Source organism: Polynucleobacter sphagniphilus (assembly GCF_029892205.1).
Classification (GTDB): Bacteria; Pseudomonadota; Gammaproteobacteria; order Burkholderiales; family Burkholderiaceae; genus Polynucleobacter; species Polynucleobacter sphagniphilus.
The window spans coordinates 215,751-242,327 of the sequence record NZ_JARXVX010000003.1 but is presented as its reverse complement, the minus strand read 5'-3'; the positions used below and the strand labels follow the sequence as shown (position 1 = coordinate 242,327).

At 45.9% G+C, this 26,577-nt stretch carries 29 protein-coding genes and 1 tRNA gene; 12 read left to right on the top strand and 18 right to left on the bottom strand.

Annotated features, from left to right (window positions below; translation table 11 throughout):
* Window positions 1-22: 22 nt before the first annotated feature.
* The 9 genes from M2125_RS08090 to M2125_RS08050 form a co-directional block, all read right to left on the bottom strand.
* Entirely contained in the window at window positions 23-742 is a 720-nt protein-coding gene (locus M2125_RS08090) for a TerC family protein (RefSeq protein ID WP_280741679.1), read from the bottom strand.
* A 66-nt stretch (window positions 743-808) separates the two neighbouring features.
* On the bottom strand, window positions 809-1,702 hold the full coding sequence (gene sucD, locus M2125_RS08085; protein ID WP_076023723.1) for a succinate--CoA ligase subunit alpha: 894 nt from the start codon (window positions 1,700-1,702) through the stop codon (window positions 809-811).
* Window positions 1,703-1,717: 15 nt separating this feature from the next.
* Window positions 1,718-2,887 (bottom strand): ADP-forming succinate--CoA ligase subunit beta, encoded by a 1,170-nt coding sequence (gene sucC / locus M2125_RS08080; protein WP_280741678.1) that lies wholly within the window; start codon window positions 2,885-2,887, stop codon window positions 1,718-1,720.
* Between the two features lie 155 nt (window positions 2,888-3,042).
* Complete coding sequence (gene recX, locus M2125_RS08075) at window positions 3,043-3,543, bottom strand: recombination regulator RecX (RefSeq protein ID WP_280741677.1); 501 nt, start codon at window positions 3,541-3,543, stop codon at window positions 3,043-3,045.
* Between the two features lie 28 nt (window positions 3,544-3,571).
* On the bottom strand, window positions 3,572-4,660 hold the full coding sequence (gene recA, locus M2125_RS08070; protein ID WP_076023721.1) for a recombinase RecA: 1,089 nt from the start codon (window positions 4,658-4,660) through the stop codon (window positions 3,572-3,574).
* Window positions 4,661-4,778: 118 nt separating this feature from the next.
* Window positions 4,779-5,312, bottom strand: a complete 534-nt coding sequence (locus M2125_RS08065) for a DUF2878 domain-containing protein (protein ID WP_280742811.1) — start codon at window positions 5,310-5,312, stop codon at window positions 4,779-4,781.
* A 60-nt stretch (window positions 5,313-5,372) separates the two neighbouring features.
* A tRNA-Met gene (locus tag M2125_RS08060) sits at window positions 5,373-5,449 on the bottom strand.
* A gap of 96 nt (window positions 5,450-5,545) precedes the next feature.
* Window positions 5,546-5,704: a hypothetical protein gene (locus M2125_RS08055; protein ID WP_158025478.1), complete on the bottom strand. Its 159-nt coding sequence runs from the start codon at window positions 5,702-5,704 to the stop codon at window positions 5,546-5,548.
* 138 nt (window positions 5,705-5,842) lie between these two features.
* Window positions 5,843-6,250 carry a hypothetical protein gene (locus M2125_RS08050; protein WP_076023719.1) on the bottom strand — a complete coding sequence of 136 codons (408 nt, stop codon included), beginning with the start codon at window positions 6,248-6,250 and terminating at the stop codon, window positions 5,843-5,845.
* 33 nt (window positions 6,251-6,283) lie between these two features.
* Here M2125_RS08050 and M2125_RS08045 point away from each other — a divergent pair, with 33 nt between their 5' ends.
* On the top strand, window positions 6,284-6,895 hold the full coding sequence (locus M2125_RS08045) for an MOSC domain-containing protein (RefSeq protein ID WP_076023718.1): 612 nt from the start codon (window positions 6,284-6,286) through the stop codon (window positions 6,893-6,895).
* 70 nt (window positions 6,896-6,965) lie between these two features.
* Here M2125_RS08045 and M2125_RS08040 read toward each other — a convergent pair whose 3' ends face one another.
* From M2125_RS08040 to M2125_RS08030, 3 genes are read right to left on the bottom strand one after another with little or no spacing between them, the layout of a single operon-like run.
* Window positions 6,966-7,595: a trimeric intracellular cation channel family protein gene (locus tag M2125_RS08040; RefSeq protein ID WP_076023717.1), complete on the bottom strand. Its 630-nt coding sequence runs from the start codon at window positions 7,593-7,595 to the stop codon at window positions 6,966-6,968.
* A 54-nt stretch (window positions 7,596-7,649) separates the two neighbouring features.
* The gene (locus M2125_RS08035; protein ID WP_280742810.1) at window positions 7,650-8,579 is read right to left on the bottom strand and encodes an AEC family transporter; all 930 of its coding nucleotides are present in this window, start codon (window positions 8,577-8,579) and stop codon (window positions 7,650-7,652) included.
* A 15-nt stretch (window positions 8,580-8,594) separates the two neighbouring features.
* Window positions 8,595-9,119 carry a gamma carbonic anhydrase family protein gene (locus tag M2125_RS08030; RefSeq protein WP_076023715.1) on the bottom strand — a complete coding sequence of 175 codons (525 nt, stop codon included), beginning with the start codon at window positions 9,117-9,119 and terminating at the stop codon, window positions 8,595-8,597.
* A 115-nt stretch (window positions 9,120-9,234) separates the two neighbouring features.
* Between M2125_RS08030 and M2125_RS08025 the strand changes: the two genes are divergently transcribed.
* Complete coding sequence (locus M2125_RS08025; RefSeq protein ID WP_076023714.1) at window positions 9,235-9,597, top strand: Rap1a/Tai family immunity protein; 363 nt, start codon at window positions 9,235-9,237, stop codon at window positions 9,595-9,597.
* Between the two features lie 26 nt (window positions 9,598-9,623).
* On the top strand, window positions 9,624-9,911 hold the full coding sequence (locus M2125_RS08020; protein ID WP_076023713.1) for a glycine zipper domain-containing protein: 288 nt from the start codon (window positions 9,624-9,626) through the stop codon (window positions 9,909-9,911).
* Window positions 9,912-9,970: 59 nt separating this feature from the next.
* Here the strand turns inward: M2125_RS08020 and M2125_RS08015 are convergent, their stop codons facing one another.
* Both M2125_RS08015 and M2125_RS08010 read right to left on the bottom strand, forming a co-directional pair.
* On the bottom strand, window positions 9,971-10,360 hold the full coding sequence (locus tag M2125_RS08015; RefSeq protein WP_076023712.1) for an OsmC family protein: 390 nt from the start codon (window positions 10,358-10,360) through the stop codon (window positions 9,971-9,973).
* A 7-nt stretch (window positions 10,361-10,367) separates the two neighbouring features.
* Window positions 10,368-10,775, bottom strand: coding sequence for a rhodanese-like domain-containing protein (locus M2125_RS08010; RefSeq protein WP_076023850.1), 408 nt, complete (start codon window positions 10,773-10,775; stop codon window positions 10,368-10,370).
* An 86-nt stretch (window positions 10,776-10,861) separates the two neighbouring features.
* On the opposite strand from M2125_RS08010, the gene M2125_RS08005 reads away from it, so the two are divergent.
* The 9 genes from M2125_RS08005 to M2125_RS07965 are packed head-to-tail and all read left to right on the top strand — an operon-like array spanning window position 10,862 to window position 20,821.
* Window positions 10,862-12,124 (top strand): putative Na+/H+ antiporter, encoded by a 1,263-nt coding sequence (locus tag M2125_RS08005; RefSeq protein WP_076023711.1) that lies wholly within the window; start codon window positions 10,862-10,864, stop codon window positions 12,122-12,124.
* 58 nt (window positions 12,125-12,182) lie between these two features.
* The gene (miaB, locus tag M2125_RS08000) at window positions 12,183-13,529 is read left to right on the top strand and encodes a tRNA (N6-isopentenyl adenosine(37)-C2)-methylthiotransferase MiaB (protein WP_076023710.1); all 1,347 of its coding nucleotides are present in this window, start codon (window positions 12,183-12,185) and stop codon (window positions 13,527-13,529) included.
* Window positions 13,519-13,989 (top strand): rRNA maturation RNase YbeY, encoded by a 471-nt coding sequence (gene ybeY, locus M2125_RS07995; protein WP_076023709.1) that lies wholly within the window; start codon window positions 13,519-13,521, stop codon window positions 13,987-13,989. Before miaB ends, ybeY begins: the two co-directional genes overlap by 11 nt.
* Before the next feature lie 51 nt (window positions 13,990-14,040).
* Entirely contained in the window at window positions 14,041-14,886 is an 846-nt protein-coding gene (locus tag M2125_RS07990; RefSeq protein WP_076023708.1) for a CorC family transporter, read from the top strand.
* A 20-nt stretch (window positions 14,887-14,906) separates the two neighbouring features.
* Window positions 14,907-16,415, top strand: coding sequence for an apolipoprotein N-acyltransferase (lnt, locus tag M2125_RS07985; protein ID WP_076023707.1), 1,509 nt, complete (start codon window positions 14,907-14,909; stop codon window positions 16,413-16,415).
* Between the two features lie 49 nt (window positions 16,416-16,464).
* Window positions 16,465-17,349, top strand: coding sequence for a glycine--tRNA ligase subunit alpha (glyQ, locus tag M2125_RS07980; protein ID WP_076023706.1), 885 nt, complete (start codon window positions 16,465-16,467; stop codon window positions 17,347-17,349).
* A gap of 16 nt (window positions 17,350-17,365) precedes the next feature.
* Entirely contained in the window at window positions 17,366-19,504 is a 2,139-nt protein-coding gene (gene glyS / locus M2125_RS07975; protein ID WP_277541989.1) for a glycine--tRNA ligase subunit beta, read from the top strand.
* Window positions 19,501-20,073: a D-glycero-beta-D-manno-heptose 1,7-bisphosphate 7-phosphatase gene (gene gmhB, locus M2125_RS07970; protein WP_076023704.1), complete on the top strand. Its 573-nt coding sequence runs from the start codon at window positions 19,501-19,503 to the stop codon at window positions 20,071-20,073. The genes glyS and gmhB overlap by 4 nt, the downstream gene beginning before the upstream one ends.
* A gap of 7 nt (window positions 20,074-20,080) precedes the next feature.
* Window positions 20,081-20,821 carry a lysophospholipid acyltransferase family protein gene (locus M2125_RS07965; protein WP_076023703.1) on the top strand — a complete coding sequence of 247 codons (741 nt, stop codon included), beginning with the start codon at window positions 20,081-20,083 and terminating at the stop codon, window positions 20,819-20,821.
* Here the strand turns inward: M2125_RS07965 and rsmA are convergent.
* From rsmA to M2125_RS07945, 4 genes are read right to left on the bottom strand one after another with little or no spacing between them, the layout of a single operon-like run.
* Window positions 20,810-21,589 (bottom strand): 16S rRNA (adenine(1518)-N(6)/adenine(1519)-N(6))-dimethyltransferase RsmA, encoded by a 780-nt coding sequence (rsmA, locus tag M2125_RS07960; RefSeq protein WP_280742809.1) that lies wholly within the window; start codon window positions 21,587-21,589, stop codon window positions 20,810-20,812. The genes M2125_RS07965 and rsmA overlap by 12 nt on opposite strands.
* Complete coding sequence (gene pdxA / locus M2125_RS07955) at window positions 21,590-22,594, bottom strand: 4-hydroxythreonine-4-phosphate dehydrogenase PdxA (RefSeq protein ID WP_076023702.1); 1,005 nt, start codon at window positions 22,592-22,594, stop codon at window positions 21,590-21,592.
* Entirely contained in the window at window positions 22,572-24,011 is a 1,440-nt protein-coding gene (locus tag M2125_RS07950) for a peptidylprolyl isomerase (protein ID WP_277541984.1), read from the bottom strand. The genes pdxA and M2125_RS07950 overlap by 23 nt, the downstream gene beginning before the upstream one ends.
* 11 nt (window positions 24,012-24,022) lie before the next feature.
* Window positions 24,023-26,554 carry an LPS-assembly protein LptD gene (locus M2125_RS07945; RefSeq protein ID WP_280742808.1) on the bottom strand — a complete coding sequence of 844 codons (2,532 nt, stop codon included), beginning with the start codon at window positions 26,552-26,554 and terminating at the stop codon, window positions 24,023-24,025.
* Window positions 26,555-26,577: the final 23 nt, after the last annotated feature.

Below are 26,577 nucleotides of genomic sequence, written 5' to 3'. Positions count from 1 at the left end.
ATCGCCATCAGAAAGCTCTGATTTAAGAGTCCGTCTTTTTCGAATCCTTTTTCTTCAAGTAAGTGCCGGCAAGAATCACAACAGCCACACCAACTACTTCGAATAAGGTGCGTGCATTTTCCAACCCATCTTGCTGAATTAACCCTTTAATAATTGGGTCTCCAGCCAACATATCCCCAGCCAATAAGCCAAGCAACCCAGACCCTAAAGTAATAATGATGGGGAAGCGATTCATGGCCTTAAGTAATATGGTGCTGCCGAAAATAATCAAAGGAATAGAAAGACCCAGTCCGATGATTAAGAGTAGTAAGCGAGTCTCTTCCGGCCCCTTTTGGGCCGCAGCGGCAACTGCAATTACGTTATCCAAACTCATCACTAAATCAGCCAACAAAATTGTCCGAATTGCACCCCATACACTGGGGTGGGCTTGAGTCTCAGCCTCCCCATCACCATCTGCTAATAACTGCACCCCAATCCAAATTAAAGCAATTGCACCAATGATTTTTAGGTAGGGCAGATTCAATAATTGAACAGCAGCAATCGTTAAAACGATGCGCAAAATGATGGCAGCAGCGCTGCCCCAAAAAATTGCCCTGCCTTGCTGCCCTTTTGGCAAATTACGGGAGGCTAAGGCAATTACTACTGCGTTATCTCCCGACAGTAAAATATTAGCTACAACGATTGAAAGTAGCGCAGTCAAAAAGACTGGATTTAATAATGTCGAAATATCCAAACTGCCCATTCAATATCTTTCAAATAAAACAGCTCCCTAAGGAGCTGTAGTCTCATGATGCATCCGATAAATTGTTTACAGCATAGCCTTTAATAAAGCAGCCATTTCGGATGGGTTGCGTGTTACTTTAAAACCGCACTCCTCCATCACTTCCAATTTAGCGTCTGCAGTATCCGCACCACCAGAAATCAATGCACCAGCATGGCCCATACGTTTTCCAGGAGGCGCAGTTACGCCAGCAATAAATCCTACCACTGGCTTTTTCATATTCTCTTTACACCAGCGAGCCGCTTCAGCCTCATCCGGACCACCGATTTCACCAATCATGATGACTGCATCAGTTTCAGGATCATCGTTGAACATTCTCATGATATCGATGTGCTTGAGACCATTGATTGGATCGCCACCAATACCTACGGCAGTAGATTGACCAAGGCCAATGGCAGTCAATTGCCCAACAGCTTCATAGGTCAAAGTACCGGAACGGCTCACCACACCAATGCGACCCTTCTTATGAATATGGCCCGGCATAATGCCGATTTTGATCTCATCTGGAGTAATGATGCCAGGGCAGTTAGGGCCAAGCAACAAGGTCTTCTTGCCACCAGCAGCTTCCTTTGCCTTCATCTTATTGCGCACTTCCAACATGTCGCGCACAGGTATACCTTCGGTAATACAAATCACAAAATCAAGATCTGCCTCTACCGCTTCCCAAATCGCTGCTGCTGCGCCTGGAGGCGGAACGTAGATCACAGAAGTAGTGGCGCCTGTTTGTTGAGCAGCCTCTTTAACCGTTCCGTAAATTGGAATATTAAAAATAGATTCGCCCGCTTTTTTTGGATTGACGCCTGCTACAAAACAGTTTTTACCGTTTGCATACTCTTGACACTTTTCAGTGTGGAACTGACCGGTCTTACCAGTGATACCTTGTGTAATGACTTTGGTGTTTTTATTAATCAAAATAGACATGTTGAAATTCCTTGATTATTTGTTTTTGGCAACAGCAGCAACTACCTTAGTAGCGGCTTCAGCCATTGAATCGGCACTAATAATAGGCAAACCAGAGTCAGCAAGAATTTTCTTGCCCAACTCTTCGTTGGTACCCTTCATGCGCACAACCAAAGGCACAGTCAAGTTGACTGCTTTACAGGCTGTAACCACACCATCAGCAATCACATCACAACGCATAATGCCGCCGAAGATGTTGACCAAAATCGCTTCCACACTCTTATTTTTGAGCATGATCTTGAAAGCTTCGGTTACTTTTTCTGCTGTAGCGCCACCACCTACGTCCAAGAAGTTTGCTGGCTCGCCACCAAATAACTTGATCGTATCCATCGTAGCCATCGCCAATCCGGCGCCATTTACTAAGCAACCAATATTGCCATCTAGAGAGATGTAGGCCAAATCAAATTTGGAGGCCTCAATCTCAGCAGCATCCTCTTCGTCGATATCACGGTAAGCAACGATTTCTGGATGACGGTACAAAGCATTGGGATCAAAGTTGAATTTGGCATCCAGTGCCTTGATCTTGCCATTCCCCTCAAGGATTAATGGATTAATCTCAACCAAAGAGGCATCAGTTTCCCAATAGGTTTTGTAGAGGTTTTTAAATACTTCACTAGCCATTGGAATGGAGGCATCTGGAACACCAATTCCTTTAGCAATCACGGTGCAATCAGCATCTGTCAGACCAATCAATGGATCAACAAATACCTTAATAATTTTTTCGGGATGTGACTCAGCCACTTCCTCAATATCCATACCGCCTTCGCTAGAAGCCATAATCACGTTCTTTTGTGATGCACGGTCAGTCACTACGCTGAAGTAGTACTCTTTTTTGATATCAGCACCATCTTCAATCAAAAGGCGATTTACCTTTTGACCTTCCGGTCCCGTTTGATGTGTTTTGAGCTGCATGCCTAAGATTTCAGAAGCATATTTCTTTACTTCATCCATACTTCTGGCTAATTTGACACCACCGCCTTTACCACGACCACCCGCATGAATTTGCGCCTTGACAACCCATATTGGGCCGCCTAATTTTTCGGCAGCTGATACAGCCTCATCAACACTAAAAGCAGGAATGCCGTTTGGAACAGGCACATTAAATTGGCGCAGAAGTTCTTTGCCTTGGTACTCGTGAATTTTCATAATTACTCCCGAAACAGTATCTTTTTTAGCAAGCGACGAGGATTAGCAAACCCAATTACTTTTGTTGAAATTCAATAAATGTGAATGGTTTTACCGACTCTATGAGTCTATCATGCTGCAACGCGGCATTTTGACCGGCCTACTCCGTACTTGCCCTAGTCTGAACGGCCGCCAATAATCTTTGCAACGATCGCCGAGCTGAATCCTTTTGAGGCCAGAAAGCGGTATTGACGGGCCCGCTCTTTTGGCTCTTGTGCCATCGAACCAAACTTCCTGAGCCAGAGCTCTTTTGCGCGCTCAAATTCAGAATCTCTCAGGCTCTGAAGTAAATCAAGCGTTTTATTACTATCCACGCCAGCGCGTTGTAGCTCTTCTTGGATTTTGCGAGTTCCGTAGCGCTCACTACGACGGCGAGCCAAGGATTCTGCAAAGCGCTCATCTGAGAGCCAACCGCGCGCCTCAAAATCATCCAGTACCTCTTCAATTTGCAGCGCTATCGGTTTGCCGGAAACCTCAGGTTCCTTGTTATTCAGGGATGCACGCTGCAAGCGTCTAGCCTCAGACTCTTCCAGCTTGCTTGCCAAACCTTTGCGACTGTATTCACGCAAGGATAAAAGGCGCAAAGCCCGAGCTTTTAGACTCGGGCCTTGTTTCACTTTGTCACCTAAGTCTGACATCGATTACTTAGACTTCTTCTTCCTCACTAAGCACATCGCTCACCACGGCAGAACCCGCCTTTACGCCCAGCTTCTGGCGAATTTTGGCTTCAATATCCTTAGCGATGGCAGGATTCTCTTTTAAGAATTCACGCACATTGTCTTTGCCCTGGCCAATACGGTCGCCGTTATAGCTATACCAAGAGCCTGATTTCTCAACGAGATCAGCCTCGACACCCATATCAATAATTTCACCCTCACGTGAAATACCAGCGCCGTACATGATGTCAAAAATAGCTTCACGGAATGGAGGGGATACTTTGTTTTTGACAACCTTCACACGAGTTTCATTACCGACAACCTCATCGCCTTTTTTAATACTACCAATGCGGCGAATATCCAAACGCATCGAGGCATAAAACTTCAAAGCGTTACCGCCAGTAGTCGTTTCAGGTGAGCCAAACATCACACCAATCTTCATACGAATTTGGTTAATAAAGATCACCGTTGTATTCGTGCGCTTAATAGCGCCAGTCAACTTACGCAGGGCTTGGCTCATCAATCGCGCCTGCAGACCGGGTAATGAATCACCCATGTCCCCTTCAATTTCAGCCCTTGGCACTAAAGCGGCCACCGAGTCGATCACGATCAAATCAATCGAGCCAGAACGCACTAGAGCGTCTGCAATTTCTAAAGCTTGCTCACCAGTATCTGGTTGAGAAATCAATAAATTATTTACGTCAACACCAAGACGTGAGGCATATTGCACATCTAACGCATGCTCTGCATCAATAAAGGCGCAGGTTCCACCTAACTTTTGCATTTCCGCAATAGCATGCAAAGTGAGGGTAGTTTTTCCAGAAGATTCTGGACCGTAAATTTCGATGACACGACCGCGTGCTAAGCCGCCAACTCCTAAAGCAATATCCAGCCCAAGTGAACCGCTCGATACCACGGAGATATCTTCGTTAATTTCTGCGTCGCCCAAACGCATGATTGAACCTTTACCAAATTGCTTCTCAATTTGAGCCAGGGCCGCCGTTAGTGCTTTTTGCTTGTCTCCACTCATTCCATCAAATTCTGATGAGGCTGATTTTTTCTTATCATCGAAGGCCATTTTGAATTCCTTTTCGCTATGTATTGGGCTAGTTCCCGAAGTTTTATATGCTGCTGAACAACTTAGAGGCTACTGTATATAAAAACAGTACTCATTGCAAGCACCTTTTTTCAAGTCATTACGTATTTTGAGCCAGAAATTTCCTATTTGCAGACTCTTCCCAGCTCAAAAATAGGGGAATGGCTAAGCCCCAAATCAGGCCCACAGCAACAAATTGCCAAGTTTGATTACCACTACCCCAGGTTCCAGCACCCATCTGAATGCCAGCGCCATAGGAAACTGGGCCGCAAATGGCCCCCAATACCCCGCCTAGAAGGGGCTTGCCCTTGAGCCAGGCCAAAGACCCATTGATAGTGCTACTTACCAGCGCCCAGAGTGTCCACATCCATAATGGCGACAGATAAATACTGGGCCAAGTGTCGTAAAAACGCACTACCCCCAAATGAAGTAGCAGCGTGTCAGCGCCCAGGCCATATAAAAACACCTTGAGCACAAGACTAAGCTGGTTTTTAGGGGATGGGGAGCGCCAAATATGAATACCGAGATAAGCCAAAGTCACAAGCACTGGCCAAAATACCCTTTGATTGGCTGCTCCAATGATGCAGGCAAACCAACCGGCCTGAAAAAGAACAAAGTTCCAAAATTTAGCCATCAGACAAACCCAATTAAGCCTAAGAAAAAGGCCACTGCCGACTGGCAATGGCCTTTTGTATGGTGGCGAATCAGGGATTTGAACCCCGGACCTGCGGATTATGATTCCGTCGCTCTAACCAGCTGAGCTAATTCGCCGAACTGGTTATTATAAATGATAGACAAGCATCTGTCTAAATGTGCCCAAACCACAAGCGATTGGGAGCTTAAACGCGCTTTCCTGCGCAGCTTTAGTTAATCAACTAAATAGCCTGCCTCTGTAGGATCTGCCCTAAGGTATTTTGTGAGGCCATCCCTAAGAGAAAGTGGGGTATCTGGGTCTATTGAGCTTGCACTCACTGCACCGATCAGCATCCCAAGTAAAAGACTTACAAGAATGTAATTTACTTTCATATCTATTCCTTAGCAATAAAAATGATTGCTAAGAGAAAGATAGCAGCCTAAAAATACCAGCACATGACAGAAATCAAGATTCCAGGGTATTAAGTTAGTACTTTGGTTTTAGGCTGAAACTAAAGTACTAACTAAATGCTACTTAATTTGGAAAACACTGATGCCTGGCTCTCGATTATAAAAAACGCTCACTTCCACCCTTTTAGCTAAAAAGAGTTTCTTGAGCACTTCGTCTTTGTTTTCAAAGGTAATGGCAGTTTGCTCGGGATAATGCGAAAAGGGATCGCTCATCACCTCCACTGGCACGCCATCAATCTTAATTTGCGTAATAGTGCGCTTATACAGTCGATCTTTTTGAATAAAAATCAGGCGCTTTTGATATTTATCTAAAACCAATTTTTGGCCCTGATCATTCATCTTAAAGTAATACACCAGCTCTTGGCGACGATCTGTAGTGATATCGCGCTCTTCTTCCCATTTCGCAAAACTGCCCTGACTGAGCAGCCCACACACAAGAACAGTAAGCACTTTGATATAGAAAGACATTGACTTCCCTGGAATGGATTTATGATCTAAATTATGCGCCTGCTATCTATTTCCTCCGGCAAAGTGACTCCACTCTTTGGATCACATCATCCAAATTACAAGGTAGTTGCCTCGGGAATTAATAAAACTTCCATTAGTAATTTAGAAAATCCTGTCCCAGTCGAAATTGGCAGGCTTGGTATTAAAGGAGATGAACAGGCAGATTTGAGTGTTCATGGCGGTATTGAAAAAGCAATTTATGTTTACCCTGCAGAACATTACGCCTTTTGGAATGAACTACTCACCCGCGAAACTAAACAGATAGTTGAATTAAACCCCGGCGCTGTTGGAGAAAATTTCACGATTGAAGGTCTGCTAGAGCATGAAGTATTTGTTGGCGATAGACTCACTATTGGTGAGCTTGAGTTTTCAGTTGTCAAACTGAGAGAGCCTTGTTTTAAATTCAATGCCAAAATGGGCTATAAGGGGGCAGCTAAGGCGATGCTCCAGTCTAGCTTTTGCGGCTGGTACTTGCGCGTCATTCAAACAGGAGCGCTGCAAGCAGGTGAACCCATTGCTATTTTTCCTGGTCCCCGAGATACATCGATCGCCGATCAAAATCGCGCCCTTCTCAATCGCAATCAACAGCGCAACTTGTGGGATTAGGAAGGCGCCGAGGACTAAAGGATTTGCTACAGGGATGTTTTCATCATTGAACAATTGGCTAAGCAATCTATTAACGCGTTTGCGTAATAAATAGTTTGGGCACCCTCAGATCCCAATGGATTGCGGCCACACGTATGCCAAAAATAATTGCAATACAAATCACTGAAGCTTGTACTGTGTACTGAGGAAAGAATTGCAGCACAAGGCCATACAGACAGCAACCCAAGGTGACTGGTATGGCATAAAGCTCATGCGACATCAGGAGTGTTTTTCTGCCAGCCAATACATCTCGCAATAAACCACCACCAATTGCAGTCACTACACCCAAAATAACAGGGGCGACTGGCAAGCCAAAGTTCAGATTCCAGGCCTTATCAAGCCCAGCAATACCAAACAATGCGGCCCCAAAACCATCGATATAAAGCATTGTCCGGTGAATTTGAGGTTGTGTAAAAAAAGATTCAGCAACAAAAGTGGCAATGCTGGCAGCTAGAGCGAGCCAAACATACATTTGCGTTTCAGACCAAAAACTAGGAACACCCAAAATGATGTCTCTGATCGTGCCCCCACCAATTGCCGTAATGACGCCAAGCACCATCACGCCAAAAATATCAACGCCGCGGTCAGCAATTGCCAACACCCCAGTGACTGCAAAGGCAATCGTTGCAACGACACTGATCCAAAAATTAATTTCATGCATAAGGAAAGTCTAAATCAGTTTGAAGAATTTCCTAAAAAAAGAAGTAGGTAGTAATTAAAAGCCTTTATTCCACATCAGGATCAATGAAAGCGTCAGTAAAGATCCTAAGGTGGTTAACAACACAACTCGAGAGATATTGCCACTGTTAGCATCGTAATACTGAGCCAACATAAAGGGCCCAGTTCCCGTAGGTAATGCACTCAGTATGACAACCGCATTGAGCCATGGCTCGGATAAATCCAAAATAGGTCCTGCAATCACCCAGGCAAGACATGGCTGAAGAATTAACTTGGCAATGCTAATGAACCATGCTTCAGAGGAATTGAATTCACTTTTTTGCAAAAGAAATAAGCCGATTGAAACCAGTGCACAGGGGCTAGCAGCTGCAGCCAAAAAAGAAATCACTTGCTCAAGCGGCGCATACAAGGCAATACCACTTAAAGACCATCCCAGACCAGCAACCGGGGCTACTAATAAAGGGTTTGTGCAGAGAGACTTGAGGACACTCCATCCAATTTCATGGGGCTTTTTATGGGAGAGCATCCCAATCTCAATAAAGACTGTGGCTAAAGCAAATAGTGCAAAAACAATAAAAGTAGAAATGACTGCCGGCGCCAGACCATCCTGACCCAGCGCCAAGATACACAAGGGAATACCCATGTATCCGGTATTCGAGTAAGAGGCACTTAAGCCAGAAAAACTCGCGAGCGCTAAATCACGCTTGCGCCACCAGGAGATCCCAAAAATCAAGCAGTACACCAAAAGGCCGGCTCCACCAAAGGCCTCTATAAATTCGGGTTGCCAAAGTGATTGCCAGGTACTGTTCGCCGCAAAATGAAATAGTTGAGCTGGCAAGGCTAGCCAGATGACAAAGCGATTGAGTTCGGTTGAGGCGTTTTTTCCTAATTTACCAGTTCGACCTGAAACATAACCAAGCAGTATGAGTGCAAAAATAGGCAGGACTACATTAATAACGTAGAACACGGTTAAAGGCTCTACTTAAGCAATTTTTTTAAGCGTCTGCTGATATCGCTGGGCATTTTTAACGTAACGCTCGGATATGTCGTGAATACCAGCAATTTGCTCGGCTGTTAATGTTTTAACCACCTTTGCCGGTGTTCCCAAAATCATGGAACCATCAGGAAATTCTTTCCCTTCAGTGACCAGCGCGCCCGCGCCAACCAAACAATTCTTACCAATCTTCGCCCCATTCAAAATAACGGCACCAATTCCAATCAAACTCCCATCACCGATCTGACAGCCATGAAGCATCACTTGATGACCTACCGTCACATTTTTTCCAATGATTAATGGAAAAGTGGGATCCGTATGCAAAATGGAAGCATCTTGCACATTGCTTGCTTGGCCAATATGAATCAGATCGTTATCTCCGCGTATAACCACCTTGGGCCACACACTCGCGTCTTTATCTAGCCGCACCTGACCAATTACTTCGGCGCTTTCGGCGACCCAAGCACCATCTGCTAAGAGAGGTGCATTTCCGTCTAGTTCGTATATAGCCATGAGCCCATTATAGGTAAAAATACTAAGCTCACTAACCCTCCAAAATAGGTCGGAACATGATTTACAGAGAAAAATAAGGTTTATGATCTAGCCACATACACCTCAAGGAGAACCCATGAAAAAAGTACTAGTTGTTTTAGCCATTCTTGGCGCATTTTCTGGCCTGGCGCAGGCACAGCAAAAAATTCAGGTGCTGAGTACGCAAGAGCTGGTGAATGAATGTAAATTGCCGGCCAGCCCTGAGTCACGTAGCTTCTGCATTGGTTACACCACTGCAATCTATGACACCTATTTAGCCACTCGTCACCCACAACGTGCCAAGCCATTCATTTGCGTAAAACAACCCGCCCCAAAACGGGATGATGTGATTGCGGATTTCGTGAAGTTTGCTGGCGCCAACCCAGAGCTAGCAGACAAACCAGCTGCAGGAACGGTCCTAGGCTTTTTGGCAATGCGCTTCCCTTGCGGCCGTAAATAATTCAACCAATATAAGGAACCGTTGATATGAAAAAAATAATCGCTATCGCAGCTACTGCAGTTGCTATTGCTGGCTGCTCCAACATGAGTAATACAGAACAACGCACCTTATCGGGTGCTGGTATCGGTGCAGCTGCAGGTGCAGTTGGCACAGCCATCTTCCATGGCAACCCTATTTGGGGCGCAGTAGGCGGAGCGGCTGTTGGCGCTGCATCTGGCTATGTTTATGATGCCTACAAAAAGAATCAGGCCGCTGAATATAACTCTGGCTATAACGCCGGAAAAAATAATGCGCCTAATAATGCCCCCAATTAAATTGGCATGAAGTAAGCGCAGTACCCTTTAGCAGTTAATCAATAAAAACCCAGCTTGTATTAATTTACTAGCTGGGTTTTTATTTGGATCTCTCCAGTTAAGACTTTGTGTATAGGGCATTTGTTAGCGATATCCATTAAACGCTCTTTCTGTTCGGCATCTAAATTACCGACAAGTTCAATATCCCGCGTCATTTTTTCCACATCATCCACCCGCTCAGCATGAACAGTCACTATCGCATTTTGTAGATCCCACCCCTTGCGGCCCGAGTACATCTTCAAAGTCATCGTGGTACAAGCAGCCAATGCGACCGCTAAATACTCATGCGGTGAAGGGCCCGTTCCAGAGCCCCCATTAATAACTTCAGCATCAGATAAAAAGTGCAAATCACCCACGGACATTTTTTGTTGGAGTGCGCCCACACCAAATTGCGCCGCTACTTTTCTCATGATGAATTTATCCTTTTGCTTTTTCAGCTTTGGCTGCAGTTGGTAGTTCTGCTTTCTTCCAGGCAGAGAACCCACCCTCAAGATGGCAAATATGAGGTACCCCCATCTCCTGGAGTGTTGCAGTTGCTAGCGCAGATCTCCATGCGGAAGCGCAATACAACACCAAGCGCTTGCCTTCACCAAAAATGGGTTTGTAGTATGGGCTATCTGGATCAACCCAAAATTCGAGCATGCCACGCGGTGCATGCAAAGCGTTTGGAATCATGCCCTCACGTTCAAGCTCTCGCACATCGCGAATATCTACAAAAACCGTGTTTTCATCATTCAAAAGTTCCTGCGCCTGCGAGAGCGGTACCGTTTCAATATTTGCCATTGCACGCGCAATCAAATCTTGATAGCCTACTTTTAATTTCACTTTTGTCTCCATTGCTGATAGCTTCATTAATGTTTGATAAATCATAAGGTTATTTACCTAAACCTTGCTCCTGATACTATGCCTTTATGAACTTTACCCCGACTGAACTTGGCGCCAGTATTATTTTTGCTATTGCCGTCATACACACCTTCTGTACTGGTTATTTTGAAACCCTGGCCAGCAAATCACCCAGACATGCCGGCTTATGGCACTTGCTGGGTGAAGTCGAAATCGTTTTTGGATTCTGGGCAGCTGTTCTTGCCATATACATCTGCTTTGTTGATGATTTATCGACTGCGAAGCACTATTTAAACACCCGCAATTACACAGAACCCCTCTTTGTATTTGCGATCATGATTGTGGCTGGCAGCAAACCCATACTACAAGCAGCTACACAAATCTTATATGGCTTCTCAAGAGTCATTCAATTAGTTTTGCGTACCAAAAAAGCGCCTACGCTCTATTTTCTAACCCTATTTATTACCCCGCTGCTTGGCTCCCTCATTACAGAACCTGCCGCCATGACTTTGGCAGCGTTCCTATTACGTGACCTGGTATATCGCCATCAATGCTCAAAGGCTTTACTGTTTGGCACATTGGGTGTTTTATTTGTAAACATCTCTATTGGCGGCACGCTCACTAATTTTGCCGCGCCTCCTGTACTCATGGTTGCCACAGCCTGGGAATGGAGTTCGGCATTCATGTTTGCTCATTTTGGCCTAGAGTCAATCATTGCTATTTTTATTAATGCATTTGCAATTACCCTCCTGTTTCATAAGCAACTGATTGCACCAGAAACAGGGGATCACACTGCGCAGATACCTCTAACGGTGATTTTGATTCACCTATTATTTTTATTTGGCGTGGTTTACTTTGCCCATGATCCAGTGATTTTTATGTGGCTCCTACTCTTTTTTATCGGCTACACCACTGCCTATCCAAAATTTCAGAGTCGCCTGATTTTGAAAGAGGCTCTCTTGGTTGGATTCTTCCTTGCAGGCCTAGTAGTGTTAGGCGCGCTCCAAAGTTGGTGGCTGCAACCCATCCTAGAAAACATGAGCCCAACTGCTGTGTTTTATGGCAGTATGGCTTTAACGGCCATTACAGATAATGCTGCGCTGACTTATTTAGGCTCTCTGGTTACTGGTACTTCTGCTGAATTTAAGCTTGCCTTAGTCGGAGGGGCAGTTGCAGGCGGCGGACTCACAGTGATCGCCAATGCCCCAAATCCTGCAGGAATTGCCATTTTGCGCAACTACTTTCCTAACGCTGCGGTTTCAGCAAGCCTGCTCTTGCTAGCCGCTTTGCCCCCTACTATCGTGACGATTTTGGTTTACCGCCTCATGTAAGAGTGCTTATCACGTAAAATCTGAGCTTGGCCCCCAGCTATAAACCTGAGAACGGCATATGAAAAAGCTCTATATCAAAACCTTCGGCTGTCAAATGAACGAGTACGACTCGGGAAAAATGGCCGACCTCCTCCATGCTGATTCTGGTATGGAAACAACCGACACCCCCGAGGATGCAGATATTGTTCTACTTAATACCTGCTCAATTCGCGAAAAAGCAGAAGACAAAGTATTTTCAGATCTGGGGCGCTTGCGTGAACTGAAAAAAACAAAGCCTCATTTACTGATTGGCGTTGGTGGCTGCGTAGCCAGTCAAGAGGGTCAGCAAATTATTAGCCGAGCACCCTATGTTGACGTCGTTTTTGGTCCCCAAACATTGCATCGCCTCGCCGATTTAATTGCCGATCGTCAAAAGACCGGCGTACCTCAAATAGATATTTCTTTTCCTGAAATTGAAAAGTTTGATCACCTGCCCGCTTCTCGCCAAACTAAGGGGTCGGCTTATGTATCGATCATGGAAGGTTGCTCTAAATATTGCAGTTACTGCGTGGTTCCATACACTCGTGGGGAAGAAGTCTCACGCCCATTCGATGATGTGCTCACTGAAGTAGCAGGACTAGCAGCGCAAGGCGTTAAAGAAATTGTGCTGCTTGGTCAAAACGTCAATGCATATTTGGGTAAGATGGGTGGCACAGAAGAGATCGCTGACTTTGCCTTGCTAATTGAATACATTGCAGAGATTCCTGGGGTAGAGCGCATTCGGTTTACTACCAGCCACCCAAAAGAATTTACGCAACGCTTAATTGATGTGTATGCCAAAGTGCCGAAGTTAGTCAGCCACCTCCACTTACCTGTGCAACATGGGTCGGACACCATTCTTTCAGCAATGAAGCGTGGATATACGGCATTGGAATATAAAAGCATCATCCGCAAAATGCGTGCAGTCCGACCAGACCTTACTCTATCGAGTGATTTCATTGTGGGCTTTCCTGGCGAGACAGAGGCCGATTTCGAAAAATTATTAAAGATGGTGCAAGAGCTTCAGTTCGACAATAGCTTTTGCTTTATCTTTAGCCCGCGCCCTGGCACACCCGCCGCAAACTTAGCTGATGACACTCCTTATGAAGTGAAGCTAAAGCGTCTACAAACTTTGCTGGCTTTAGTCGAATCGCAAGCGACTGCCATCAGCAAAGGGATGCTCGGTAATGCAGAAAAAATCTTAATTGAAGGTCTCGCAAAAGATGGTGTAAATCTGCAAGGTCGCTCAGCCAACAATCGCGTCATTCATATTGCTGCCCCTACAAACAATATCGACTCATGGATTGGCCAAATGATCGACGTTAACATTACCGAGGTTCTCAATTACACCCTGCGCGGTGAGCCAGCTCTTGCCTATGAAAACTGAAGCCAAACTTGCTATTGAAATTCAATATGGTAGCCCCGCACTTGAGAAAAAATTAACCCAAGTTATCTCCACTACGCTGATGAAAAAGTGGGTACAGCAGGCTTGCAAACTTTCTGGATTGATCACCTTGCGCTTTGTCAATGCGGCAGAAGGCAAAAAACTCAATAGTGCATTTCGGAATAAAGATAAAGCAACGAATGTTTTGACCTTTCCATACGAGCTTTCCAAAAAAGAGTTGCTAGCTGACATTGTTCTTTGTCTACCCGTCATTCAGAAAGAAGCTCGAGAGCAACAAAAAACCCTCAAAGCGCATCTCGCCCACTTGGTGATTCATGGCTGTCTCCATGCTCAAGGCCATGACCATGAGCATGATCGCGAAGCTTTGAAGATGGAAAAGCTGGAAATCAAGATTCTGCGAGATTTGGGTTTTACAAACCCCTATTTACCCCTTGCCATCTAAGAAGCCATCGCCTTTCATCAAGTTAACCTATTTCTAAGCTATTCTTCCAAGATGCCTGACCCCGCTAAATCCCTACTAGAACGACTGACTGAGTTTCTAACGCCTCAACCCACCAGCGCAGCAGAGCGTCGCCAAGAGCTCATTCACACTCTCAGAGAGGCCCAAACGGAAGGGCTGATTGATGTTGATGCACTCTCGATGATTGAGGGTGTGTTTCAAGTGGGGCAATTATGTGCTCGTGATATTTTGGTGCCACGCGCCCAAATTGATTGGATCGATATCAATCTACCCCTTAGCGAAATCATTAAAAATGTGATTGCAGCAGCGCACTCGCGCTTTCCAGTATTCGACGGCAGCCGAGACAATGTGATTGGAACCTTACTGGCAAAAGACTTATTGCGCCATTCGAGCGAGGAAGATTTTCAAGTACGCGACTGGTTGCGACCTGCAGTATTTATTCCCGAATCAAAGCGTCTGAGCGTGCTCTTGCGTGACTTTAAAGACAATCGCAATCACCTAGCAATTGTGGTTGATGAATATAGCGGCGTTGCAGGAATTATTACGATTGAAGATGTTCTAGAGCAAATCGTGGGCGACATAGAAGACGAGCATGACATTGATGAAGAGGCCGATAACCTGATTGCCTTAGACAATGGTGATATCCGTGTAAAAGGCATCACGGAGCTTGAGCAATTTAATGAGATGCTGGGAACCAACTTCCAAGATGATGGCATTGAAACTGTGGCTGGCTTAGTCATTCAGCATCTTGGTCGTGTACCAAAGATGGGTGAACTCATTGAGATGGATGGGATTGCATTTGAAGTGCAGCGAGCTGATCCGCGCCAAATTCACATCTTGTTGGCTCGGCAGATTCCTAAAAAAGTTAACCCAGATTGAGCTCGCTAGATGGGCAGTTCATGAAGCACAAACTCACCACAACATTGATCACCCTGTTTATCTCAGGTGCAATCTTGGCGGGGGCTGCCGAGTTGCCTCTTGGTGGCTGGCTACAAATTCCTATTTTGGGTTTTATTTTTTGGCAATTAGCTAAGTTACCAGCAATCTCACTTAAAACTCACCTTACGGCATCGGCCTCCTTTGCGCTCGGGTATTTCGTGTGCGGACTGTGGTGGATCTATATCAGCCTGCATGATGTTGGAGGGATGAACCCCATCCTTTCCGCTGCTGCAGTGTTCTTACTCTCCTCTTACACAACATTATTTTTTGTACTCGCCTGCTTGCCTATTTTCTATTACAGAAAATCACCCATCTTAGGTTTAATTCTTGGGGCTAGCTGGGTACTGGCTGAGTATGTGCGCAACGTTTTATTTACTGGATTTCCCTGGCTCGGACTTGCCGAAACACAGGTACATGGACCCTTTGCATCCATCGCTCCATATTTAGGGGGCTTGGGTTGTACCTTCTTTGTCGTGTTGAGCTCCTGGCAACTATTGCAATTACGAAAAAATGTACGTGGACTCCTGGTTTTTGCTCTCAGCCTTACAGTACTTTCACAGCTCCCAGGTTTGTGGGCTTTTACCAAGCCAACCGGCGAACCCCTCAGCATTGAACTGATTCAAGGAAACTTTGCCCAACACCTTGTCTTTAGTCGTGAAGGTATGTTTAGGCAAATACAGTTTTATGAAAATGCAATGATCCATTCACAGGCCCAGCTGGTTGTCTCGCCAGAGACTTCGCTTCCCTGGCCTGAAATGAGCCTGCCCATAGGCACCTTAGATCGTTTACAAGACTTAGCCAATGAAAACCACAGTACCCTTCTATTTGGGGCGATTGGTTACCATGAAAATCCGCCTGATGGCCGAGAGTTTTCAAATCGCGCACTTGGACTGAGTGATCACAACCCACCTTATCGCTATGACAAATCCCACCTTGTGCCCTTTGGAGAATTCATCCCACCGGGCTTTCGCTGGTTCGTGAATGCATTTAGCGTGCCCTTAAGTGATTTCGCACGCGGCCCCACCAATCAACCCCTATTCCGTATCGCCAGACAGAATGAAGAACCGCTTTATGCAGCCATTACGATTTGCTATGAGGATGTATTTGGCGGTGAGTTGGCAACTCGCCTGCGCAATTCAGATCAAGAAGCCAACCTATTAATTAATATGACCAATTTAGCCTGGTTTGGAGCTTCTCAGGCCCCTACCCAGCAATTACGCCTTTCCCAGTTGCGCTCTCTTGAGACTGGTTTACCGGCACTCAGAGCCACTAATACCGGGGTGACAGCAGTTTTAGGTCCTGATGGTCGGGTTTTAGCGGAACTACCGCAATTTACCCAAGCGACCTTAAGCGCAAAATTACAGGCCTACAGCGGCAAAACGCCTTATGTCCGCTGGGGTAATGCCCCTATTTTGAGTTTGGCTTGCCTTCTGCTTGTTTTAGGCTTTATTCGGCAAAAACGCTTTTAAAGCTTTGCTGTCTTAGCCATGTAAAATCAATGGCTTAGCTAGGTTAATCATGCTCACATTTCAGCAAATCATTCTCAAACTTCAAGACTACTGGGACCAACAAGGTTGCGCCCTTTTGCAACCTATCGATCTCGAGGTCGGTGCCGGTACATCTCATACAGCCACCTTCTTACGCGCTATCGGCCCAGAGCCTTGGAAAGCAGCCTATGTCCAGCCATCGCGTCGACCCAAAGATGGGCGCTATGGCGAGAACCCAAATCGCTTGCAGCACTACTACCAATATCAGGTTGTGCTTAAGCCAGCACCCGAAAATATTCTTGAACTGTACCTAGGTTCATTGGCCGCCTTGGGCTTAGATCTCAAAGAAAACGATGTGCGTTTTGTTGAGGACGACTGGGAGAACCCTACTTTAGGCGCCTGGGGACTGGGCTGGGAAGTTTGGCTGAACGGCATGGAAGTAACCCAATTTACCTACTTCCAGCAAGTAGGTGGTTTAGATTGCAAGCCGGTACTGGGCGAAATTACTTACGGTATTGAGCGCTTGGCCATGTATATCCAAAACTGCTCTAACGTCTACGATCTTGTGTGGGCCGATGGCATTACCTATGGTGATGTGTATCACCAGAACGAAGTAGAGCAGTCTTGCTACAACTTCGAACATTCCAATACTGATTTGTTATTTGCAAACTTCTCAAACTATGAGAGCGAAGCTAAGCGCCTCATGGAAGTACCTTTGGCATTACCAGCTTATGAAATGGTTTTAAAAGCAGCGCATACCTTCAATTTGCTTGATGCACGCGGCGCAATCTCCGTTACCGAACGTGCAGCCTATATTGGCCGTATTCGGAATCTCTCCCGCGCAGTTGCACAAGCTTACTTTGAATCTCGAGAAAAGCTGGGATTCCCAATGTGCCAACCCAAAGCTATCGCTTAAGCACCGCCATCTAAATATGAGTACACCCAATACGCTTTCCCCATCAGCCAATTTGTTGATTGAAGTATTTACTGAGGAACTGCCTCCAAAATCATTGCGCCGCTTAGGTGATGCATTTAGCGAAGGTATTTACAGCCACCTAAAGCATGCTGGTTTAGCAGGTGACGATTCCATCGTGACCAGTTATGCAACACCACGTCGCTTGGCAGTGCATATTAGCCATGTCCTGAGTCAAGCCCCAGATTACCCTGTAAGAGAAAAATTATTGCCCACCAGTATTGCCTTTGATGCTGATGGCAAACCAACTGCCCCTTTACTCAAAAAATTAAGCGCACTTGGCTATGCGGATATTGATATCGCCACCCTAGAAAAATCAGGTGAAGGTAAGAACGAAGCGCTCTACCTCAATATCACCGCCAAAGGTGCCTCCCTGCAAGATTTGGCCCAAACTGCACTGATTCAAACTTTGAATAAGCTACCGATTGCCAAGATGATGCACTACCAAGTGCTCCAAAAAAATGGTGCACTTGCTGATGTTCAATTTGCGCGTCCTGCTCATCGCATCATTGCCTTACATGGCAATCACTCTTTGAATATCAGCGCATTAGGAATTAATGCAAGCAATCAAACTGAAGGTCACCGCTTCTTAGCCCCTGGCGTCATCACCATTGCATCAGCAGATCAATATGAATCTGCTTTGCAAGCGGATGCCAAAATATTGCCTAGCTTTAACAAGCGTCGTCAATTTATTGAAACTGCTCTATTAAAAGCGGCTGGCGATGATTTGGTATTGATGCCTGATAGCCTATTAGATGAAGTAACAGCCCTGGTAGAGTGGCCAGCTATTTACGAGTGCCATTTCGATAATGAATTCTTAGAAGTACCTCAGGAATGCCTGATCCTTACTATGCAAACCAATCAAAAGTATTTTGCATTGACGGATAAACAAGGCAAGCTACGCAATCGTTTTTTAATTGTTTCTAATATTCAAACCGATAAACCTGCAGCGATTATTTCTGGTAATGAGCGCGTTGTGCGCCCCCGCCTTTCAGATGCGCGCTTTTTCTTTCAGCAAGATCAAAAGCGTACGCTCGCAGCGCGGGTAGCGGACCTGGGTAAAGTGGTCTATCACAATCAACTCGGCAATCAATTAGATCGCACCCTGCGCGTGCAAGCCATTGCTAGCGGAATCGCAACACAATTGGGTGTGGATGACAAATTAGCTAATCGTGCAGCGGAAATTGCTAAGACTGATTTGCTGACCGATATGGTGGGTGAGTTCCCAGAATTACAAGGCATCATGGGGCGCTACTACGCCACCCACGATGGCGAGGATACAGAAGTAGCCAGCGCATGCAGTGAGCACTATATGCCCCGCTTTGCAGGAGATGCATTGCCGACAACCCAAACAGGCTCGATCTTGGCCATTGCCGATAAGTTGGAAACATTGGTTGGCATTTGGGGAGTAGGCTTAGCGCCAACCGGTGATAAAGATCCGTACGCCCTACGTCGTCATGCGCTAGGTATTTGCCGCCTCTTGCTAGAAAAAAATCTTGCTCTCCATCTACCTAAACTCATTGAGCTTGCAAAAGCGCAGTTTCCCCAAAAAGACGTACAAGAAAAAGCCAAGGCTGAGGACATCTATGTCTTTATTCTGGATCGCTTGCGTGCTTACCTGAAAGATCAATCTGTTGGGGGCAAGCCATTTACTAGCGCTGAAATTGATGCCGTACTTTCTCAATCTCCTACCCAGTTAAATGACCTCATTGATCGCTTAACTGCCTTGCGTGAATTCAATGCTCTGACTGAAGCAAGCCAATTAGCAGCAGCTAATAAGCGCATCAGCAACATCTTAAAGAAAACAACGACTGCAATACCTGCCATGTGCTCCAAAGCCCTTTTGCACAATCCGGCAGAGATCGCGCTCTATCAGGCCCTAGAAAATATCAGCCCAGCCCTCTCATTAGCCTATGAACAGCGCCAATTTGTAGAGCTCTTAAAAGCACTAGTGGCGCTGAGCCAACCTATTGACCAATTCTTCGCTGATGTCATGGTAATGGACCCCAATCCAGAGCTGCGCGATAACCGCTTAGCACTCCTGCAACAACTGCACCAAAAAATGAATCTGATTGCCGACCTCGGCAAATTAGCATGAGTAGTAACACCAATAAATTAATCATTCTCGATCGCGACGGGGTGATTAATGAGGATCGGGATGACTACGTTAAATCCAGTGATGAGTGGATTCCGCTTCTAGGCAGCTTAGAAGCAATTGCCCTACTCAATCATGCGGGCTATCAAATCGCTATTGCCACCAATCAATCCGGTATAGCAAGGGGTTTCTTTGGTATGAATGATCTGGATGCTATGCATAACAAAATGGAAAAATTACTGCAGCCTTTAGGTGGTCAGATAGATAGTATTTTCTTCTGTCCCCATACCGATGCCCAGCAATGTGATTGCCGAAAGCCCTTACCAGGACTCATGAAACAAATAGCGCTACATTACAAAAAAAATGACAGTGACAGCCCACTCTCAGGCGTACCAATCGTTGGAGATTCATTGCGAGATTTACAGGCAGGGGTAGCATTGGGTGCCTCACCCCATTTAGTGCTCACTGGCAAAGGCCAGAAAACCCTGTCAAAAGGGGGTCTACCAGAGGGCACTGAAATTCATCAAGATCTACTGGCCTTTACGAATACACTCTTAGGAACGAAGTCTTAAAACACAAATGATTTATTTACGCTCCATCCTATTCGCTATTTTTTTGGTGATCTTCACCCCCATTTGGTCGGTGCTGTGTTTTATTGCTTTTCCATTTCTGAACCCAGAAAATCGCTATCGCTTTATCGGCCTCTGGAATAAGGTGGTTATTTGGCTGCTATGGCACCTTTGCCATATTCGTTATGAGATCCGCGGCATGCAGCATATGAACGCAATGCTTGACCAGCCAGTAGTAGTTTTAAGCAAACATCAGTCAGCCTACGAAACCATTGCCTACATTGCCCTGCTACCGAAACAACTTTGTTTTGTTTTTAAGCGTGAATTGCTTTGGATTCCTTTTTTTGGCTGGGCCTTAGCTTTACTAAAGATGATTCACATCAATCGCTCGAGTAAAGAAACTGCAGCCATCTCGGTTGCCAATCAAGGTCGCAAGCGTTTGGCCGAAGGCAAATGGATCATGTTATTTCCTGAAGGCACTAGAACAGCCACAGGTACTCATAAACCTTATAGCAAAGGTGGCGCCAGACTGGCTAGTGCAACCGAAGCCTTTGTCATCCCAATTGCGCATAATGCAGGTAGATGCTGGCCGAAGAATCGTTTTCTAAAAAAACCTGGCACTGTGATTTTCTCAATCGGCCCCGCTATTTCATCGGCTGGTAAAACTGGCGGTCAACTCCATCAAGAAGTTGAAAGCTGGATTGAGAATGAAATGCGGGTGATTGATCCGAGCGCCTACTCAGACAGCTAAGATTTTTGCCCACTCAATATATCGATCTACCGATATATCTTGTGCCCTAGCTTTTAACTCAAGCTCAGTGAGAGCCAGTTTTTCAGAATAAGTTTGCAAGTTAGTGCGCAGCATTTTTCTTCTTTGCGAGAACGCTGCTGCAACCACCTTCTCCAAAGCGCTCCACTGTGTCGCACTTAAATTAAAGTCGGCCCTTGGAATCATTCGTACTACAGCAGAATTGACCTTAGGCTGCGGATCAAAGGCCTCGGGTGGCACTTCTAACACCTGCTCCATGTGATAGCGTGCCTGTAACATGACCGATAGACGACTGAAATCTGAGCTTCCTGCGTCTGCTACCATGCGCTCAACTACCTCTGCCTGCAACATAAAAACTTGCTCATCAATCACATTAGCAGCAGACACTAAATGAAATAACAATGGGGAAGAAATGTTATATGGCAGATTACCCACTACCTTGCAGAGCCCACTTCCAGTAGAACGATCTGTCGCCCACCCCAAGAAATCAAATGTGAGGGCATCTCCTTCAATGACCTTCAGTCCACTTAAATTTTGCTGATTCCAGAAGGCTACTAAATCTCGGTCAATCTCCAATAAATCGAGTTGCTCCACATTACTGAGCAAGGGCCTTGTTAACGCACCTAGACCCGGACCAATTTCAATGAGATGCGTATCGGACTGAGGGTTAATTAAAGATACGATTGAATAAATGACGCCTGTATCTTGTAAGAAATTTTGTCCAAAACGTTTGCGAGCCTGATGCACCATTTATGAATTTTTCTTTTGATTAAGGGCCAATTGATAAGCTAAACGTAAAGCCTCCAACATACTTCTGGAATCTGCCATACCTTTGCCTGCAATATCTAAGGCAGTGCCATGATCCACTGAGGTACGAATAATAGGCAGGCCTAAAGTGACATTGACACCACCACCAAATGTCACAAATTTAAATGGCGCCAAGCCTTGATCGTGATACATCGCAATAAAAGCATCCACTGTATTTAATGCAGCAGTATCGAACATGGTGTCCCCCGGATAAGGGCCAGTTACAGCAATACCAGCAGCCTGTGCAGCCTTTATCGCTGGGGTAATGCATTCAATTTCTTCTCGCCCTAAATAGCCAGATTCACCAGCGTGAGGATTTAAACCGGCCACACGGATGACGGGCTGAGCAATCCCAAAACGCTGATGCAAGTCACGTGCAACTACTTGAATGGTCTCCAAAACTAGATCAAGTGTGAGTGCACTAGGCACTGCTTTTAAAGGCAAATGGGTTGTCACTAAAGCAACCCGCAAATCTCTTGGGGTTAGCAAACCTAAAAATCCAATTGGTAGGGGTGCAGATAACATCATTACTACATGCCCCACTCGACTGCGCTCAGCCAGGTACTCGGTATGGCCACTAAATGGCGTTCCCGCAAGATTGATCACACTCTTTTGTAATGGAGCAGTTACCATGCCATCAAAACGTCCCTCAAGGCAGGCATCAATAGCAGTATCGAGCATCTTCAATACATAGGCTGCATTCTTGCTATTGAGCTTGCCTGGAACTACCGCCTCAATGAGTTCAATTGGCTCGATCTGAAGGCGCGCAGCAAGACTTAAGGGAAGCGCTTCTGAGATCTTTAATAGACTTGGATCACCTAATATTGTCAGATTGACATTTGGCCGCTCATCAAGAAAATGTAAAGCAGCAGCCAAAGATACCTCTGGACCAACTCCGGCTGGCTCGCCGGAACTAATCACTAAATTAACGGCTGCTTTTTGCTGCATCGTCTAAGTTAAGGATTTTGACAGTAGCCGTATCGCGCAATTCATTCACCCAATCTTCGTAAGCCTGATCCATTTTTTTCGAACGAATAGCTGCTTTAGCAAATTCACGCTGCTTATCCACAGTCAATTCCGTTTCGCGTCGCTCTAATACCTGAATGAGATGCCAACCAAATTGGGTTTTGACAGGGTTACTCACTTCGCCAATTTGTAAACGATTCATGGTTTGCTCAAACTCCGGAACCAGCTCACCAGGCCCCATCCAACCAAGCTCTCCACCATTTTGAGCGGATCCATCTTCGGAATATTTTTTTGCTAACTCACCAAAGTCAGCTGTTTTAGCACGCACTTGGTCACGATAGCCAGCTAAACGTCTTTCAGCATCCTGATCGCTGAGGCCAGCACGTTGACGCAACAAAATATGACGCGCCAAGGTCTGGGTGATCATAATATTTTTTGGTGTGGTGGTGACTGCTGGTGCAGCAACCGCCTGGGGGGATTGCGCAGCAACTGCCGCACGACGATCCAACACTTTGAGTACATGATAACCAGCGGGGCTTTTTACAACTGCACTAGGCAGTTGGCCACTAGGAACGTTTTTGATGGCGTCATTAAATAATTGAGGGATGTGATCAGGAGTGCGATACCCCATTTCCTGAAATTTAATTTTTGGATTTTCCTTTGCTGCAGTTGCACCCAACTGCAGGAAGTCCGCCTTGCTTCGACCTTCACGCAATAAAGCATCGGCCTGCTTCTTCGCATCAGCCTGAGCCTTTGGGCCATCTGCAGGATCAACTGGCACAAAAATTTGAGCGACATCAATTTCTTCCAACTCACCTTTTGCAGCAGGTCTGGAGGGTTGAGGTGCGGGCTGAGCCATCGCACGATTACGCTCAGCAATAAAGTTATCAATCTCAGCTTCTGAAATCGTAATTTTTGCATCCACCTCATGCTCACGATAGCGAGAAACCAGTATGTTTTCGCGCAGCATTTTCCTGTACTTAGAAAAACTACCGGCAGTTGCGCCTGCCTTCTCTTTAAATTCCGCCAAAGTGAGTTTATTTTTTACGGCCATGTCCGCAATAATCTTATCCAACTCTTTATCTGAAACAGTAACTCCAAGCTCCTCAGCATTTTGGAGTTGAATTTTTTCAATAATGAGGCGATCTAAGATGGCTTTTCTTAAGTTCACTCCCTCAGGCAGTTTTACTCCCTGCTTCTGAAGTTCTGCAATTCGATCATCGATATCCTTCCGCGTGATGTAGCCGGTGTTTACAACGGCTGCTACCCCGTTAATATTGCGAGTCTTGTTGTCCGTTGATGGCGCAACGGCTTTCGAAGCATCCTGAGCAAAGCTCGTGTTACCCAACAGAAATAGCCCCATAAATACAGTAAGGGCAAACATCGCTTGAAATCGCATTCTGCAAAACATCATTGATAGTTCTCGTATGTTGATGGTGGTATTGGCTTAGAAGTAGGTAAATATCCAGGTACGTTAAGCTTCATAATATCAACTGGATTGCTGCCGACGCTACCAAAGCCCCTAAATTCGACTTGAAACAGAATTTGCGTCGTCAAAGGAGTGACTAGGGTGGGGTTAGTGATCTGAGAATAGGCAGCCCTGAATGTCCAACAATCCCTAGTCCACTCCATAGCAGCCAATGTATTAAGGGTTTTTGAAGTTAAGGCATCATATCCCCACCGACCCACGACGGAGATCTCACGCGTTATAGGCCACTGCCCAGAAATGTTGTACTGATTCACCGTGGTGGCCGCAGGTGCTGCGAGTACGTTATTTTGCGGGGATGCTACCGTCGGCGGGGTCCAGAGCGTTTGATAGCCAATATTGAGACTTCTGCCTGGGGTTGGTCGCCAACTGGCACCATAGGTTGTTTGCGCAAACTGATTCAATTGCGCGTTATAGTCCGCAAATACGTCCGCACTAAAGTTACCCAGCAAACGCACCGATGCCGCACCTAATGTATCAGAATAGGTGCTCGGATCAACTACAGTGCCATAGAGCCCGACTTTTTGCCCAGTAAACTCTTGGCGCTGAGCCAAAGTAAAGACTGCGCGCTCGGCACCAGAGCTAGCCTCTAACATGCGACTGGTCAGACCCATCGTTAATTTATTATTATCGGCAACTCGGTCGCCGCCAATGAAATTATTTTCAGCAAATATTTGACTCAAACCATAACCACCATCAGCGGTATCAAATAAAGGGGTGTTAGATTGATTTTGATAGGGCGTATAAACATAGAAAGCACGTGGCTCCATCGTCAGCACCATATCACGCCCAAAGAAGCTATGTAATTCAGCTGCATCACGCTCAAATGTTAAGCCAGAATCCACGCTAAACGTTGGCAAAACAAATCCTTGCGCTGGGGCGGTGCCTGGGTTGAGAGCAGTTGCATTGTAATTATTTGCCTGGAAACTAATCTTAGGCGTAATGTAGTAACCAGGGGTGATCTCAGGGTAGGCCATGGCACCACGCAGAATAGTTCTATCTGCTTGACTATATGCGCCTGGCGCAGTTGCCGCTAGATTACCTTGAATGTTGTACTGAAAGCGTGAGAAATCCACTGAAAAGGTATTGGTCGGTCCAGATGGCAGGGCTACATACTTGCTTGTAGGATCGGCTACAGTAGGCGTTAAACGATTGTTATAGGATGCCGTGATATTAGGCAGCAAGTTGTATGGTGCTTGCACAATATTGATCGGATCGGGCTGAAGAGTCTGAAAGGTAGTGGCTTTTGCTGAAACTATCCAATTGCTTAAATCTCCTGTGAGACCTTTCGATGTCCCCAGCTCTTGGCGAAACTGACTGGTAACCACTCCTGCAATACTTTGCGAGAAATCGGTAGGATATGCGCTATCAGAAACGCGGGCTATATTGGCGTAACCTGTCCAGCTACCTGGCATAGGTACGCCTCCAGGCCCCATCGCTCCACTAAACAATTGACGCTGTTGCCAATCGTAGCGCCAGCGATCAGTGCCTGTTTTGATGTCATGCATGTAATCACCTGCCAAAGTGCCAACATACGAAGGATCCAAGAAACGGTACTGACCGCCTAATTGCAATCCTCGGTCAGACATATAGCGAGGCAAAACTAGTAAATCTCGATTGGGGGCAATGTCAACATAATAGGGCTGCGTTATATCAAAACCATTATTGGAGTTATAACCAGCCACTGGAGACAGAATGCCTGAGCGCCGTTGATTGGCAGTGGGCGCTGTTATATAAGGGACATAGGCAACGGGTACATCAAATACATGCAAGACACCGCCAGTGCCTACCATTTCTTTTTGCTCGTTATCAATCTCCATTCGATCAACTGAAAAATACCAGTCTAAATTCTGAGGAGTGCAGGTCGAATAAGTTGCATTATCAAAGACAAAAATATCCGAGCTTTGAATGGTTAATTTATCAGCAGTACCAGTAGCACGGTTATCCCGCAACTCGTAACTTGGTGTTTTCATTTCACCTTCACGAGCATCAACCTTAAATTGTGCAGTCGGACCCTTGAAGGTGACATTCCCTTTTGACATTTCAGCATTGCCAACTAAGTCTGCAATATCTGTATCGGGGTTATAGTGAACCTCATCTGCTTTTAATACCGCACCATTGCGCCGAATCTGTGCGCGCCCCCGCAAGACCATCTCACGATCCACCACACCATCTATCGAATCACTTGAAGTAAAAGTGAGCGCCTTACCATCCTCAATTGGCTTACCCAGACGCAGTTGATCGTCCAGCTTGAGCACTGTCACCTCCCCACGATCCGGGATCAAAATGGTGTTGCCAGCATTTGCCAAAGATTGAGCCGTTGGAGGTAAAGGCGCAGGAGCCTGGGCATTTGCCGGAAGGGCAAAATGCAGCATTACAACCCCCATCATGACGCGCGGGGCTAAAGCTAAAAAAAGAGGGGCGCAAAAACCGGCGCGACGGCGATAATGATTCATAGATGCAGACCGAGCTTATTATA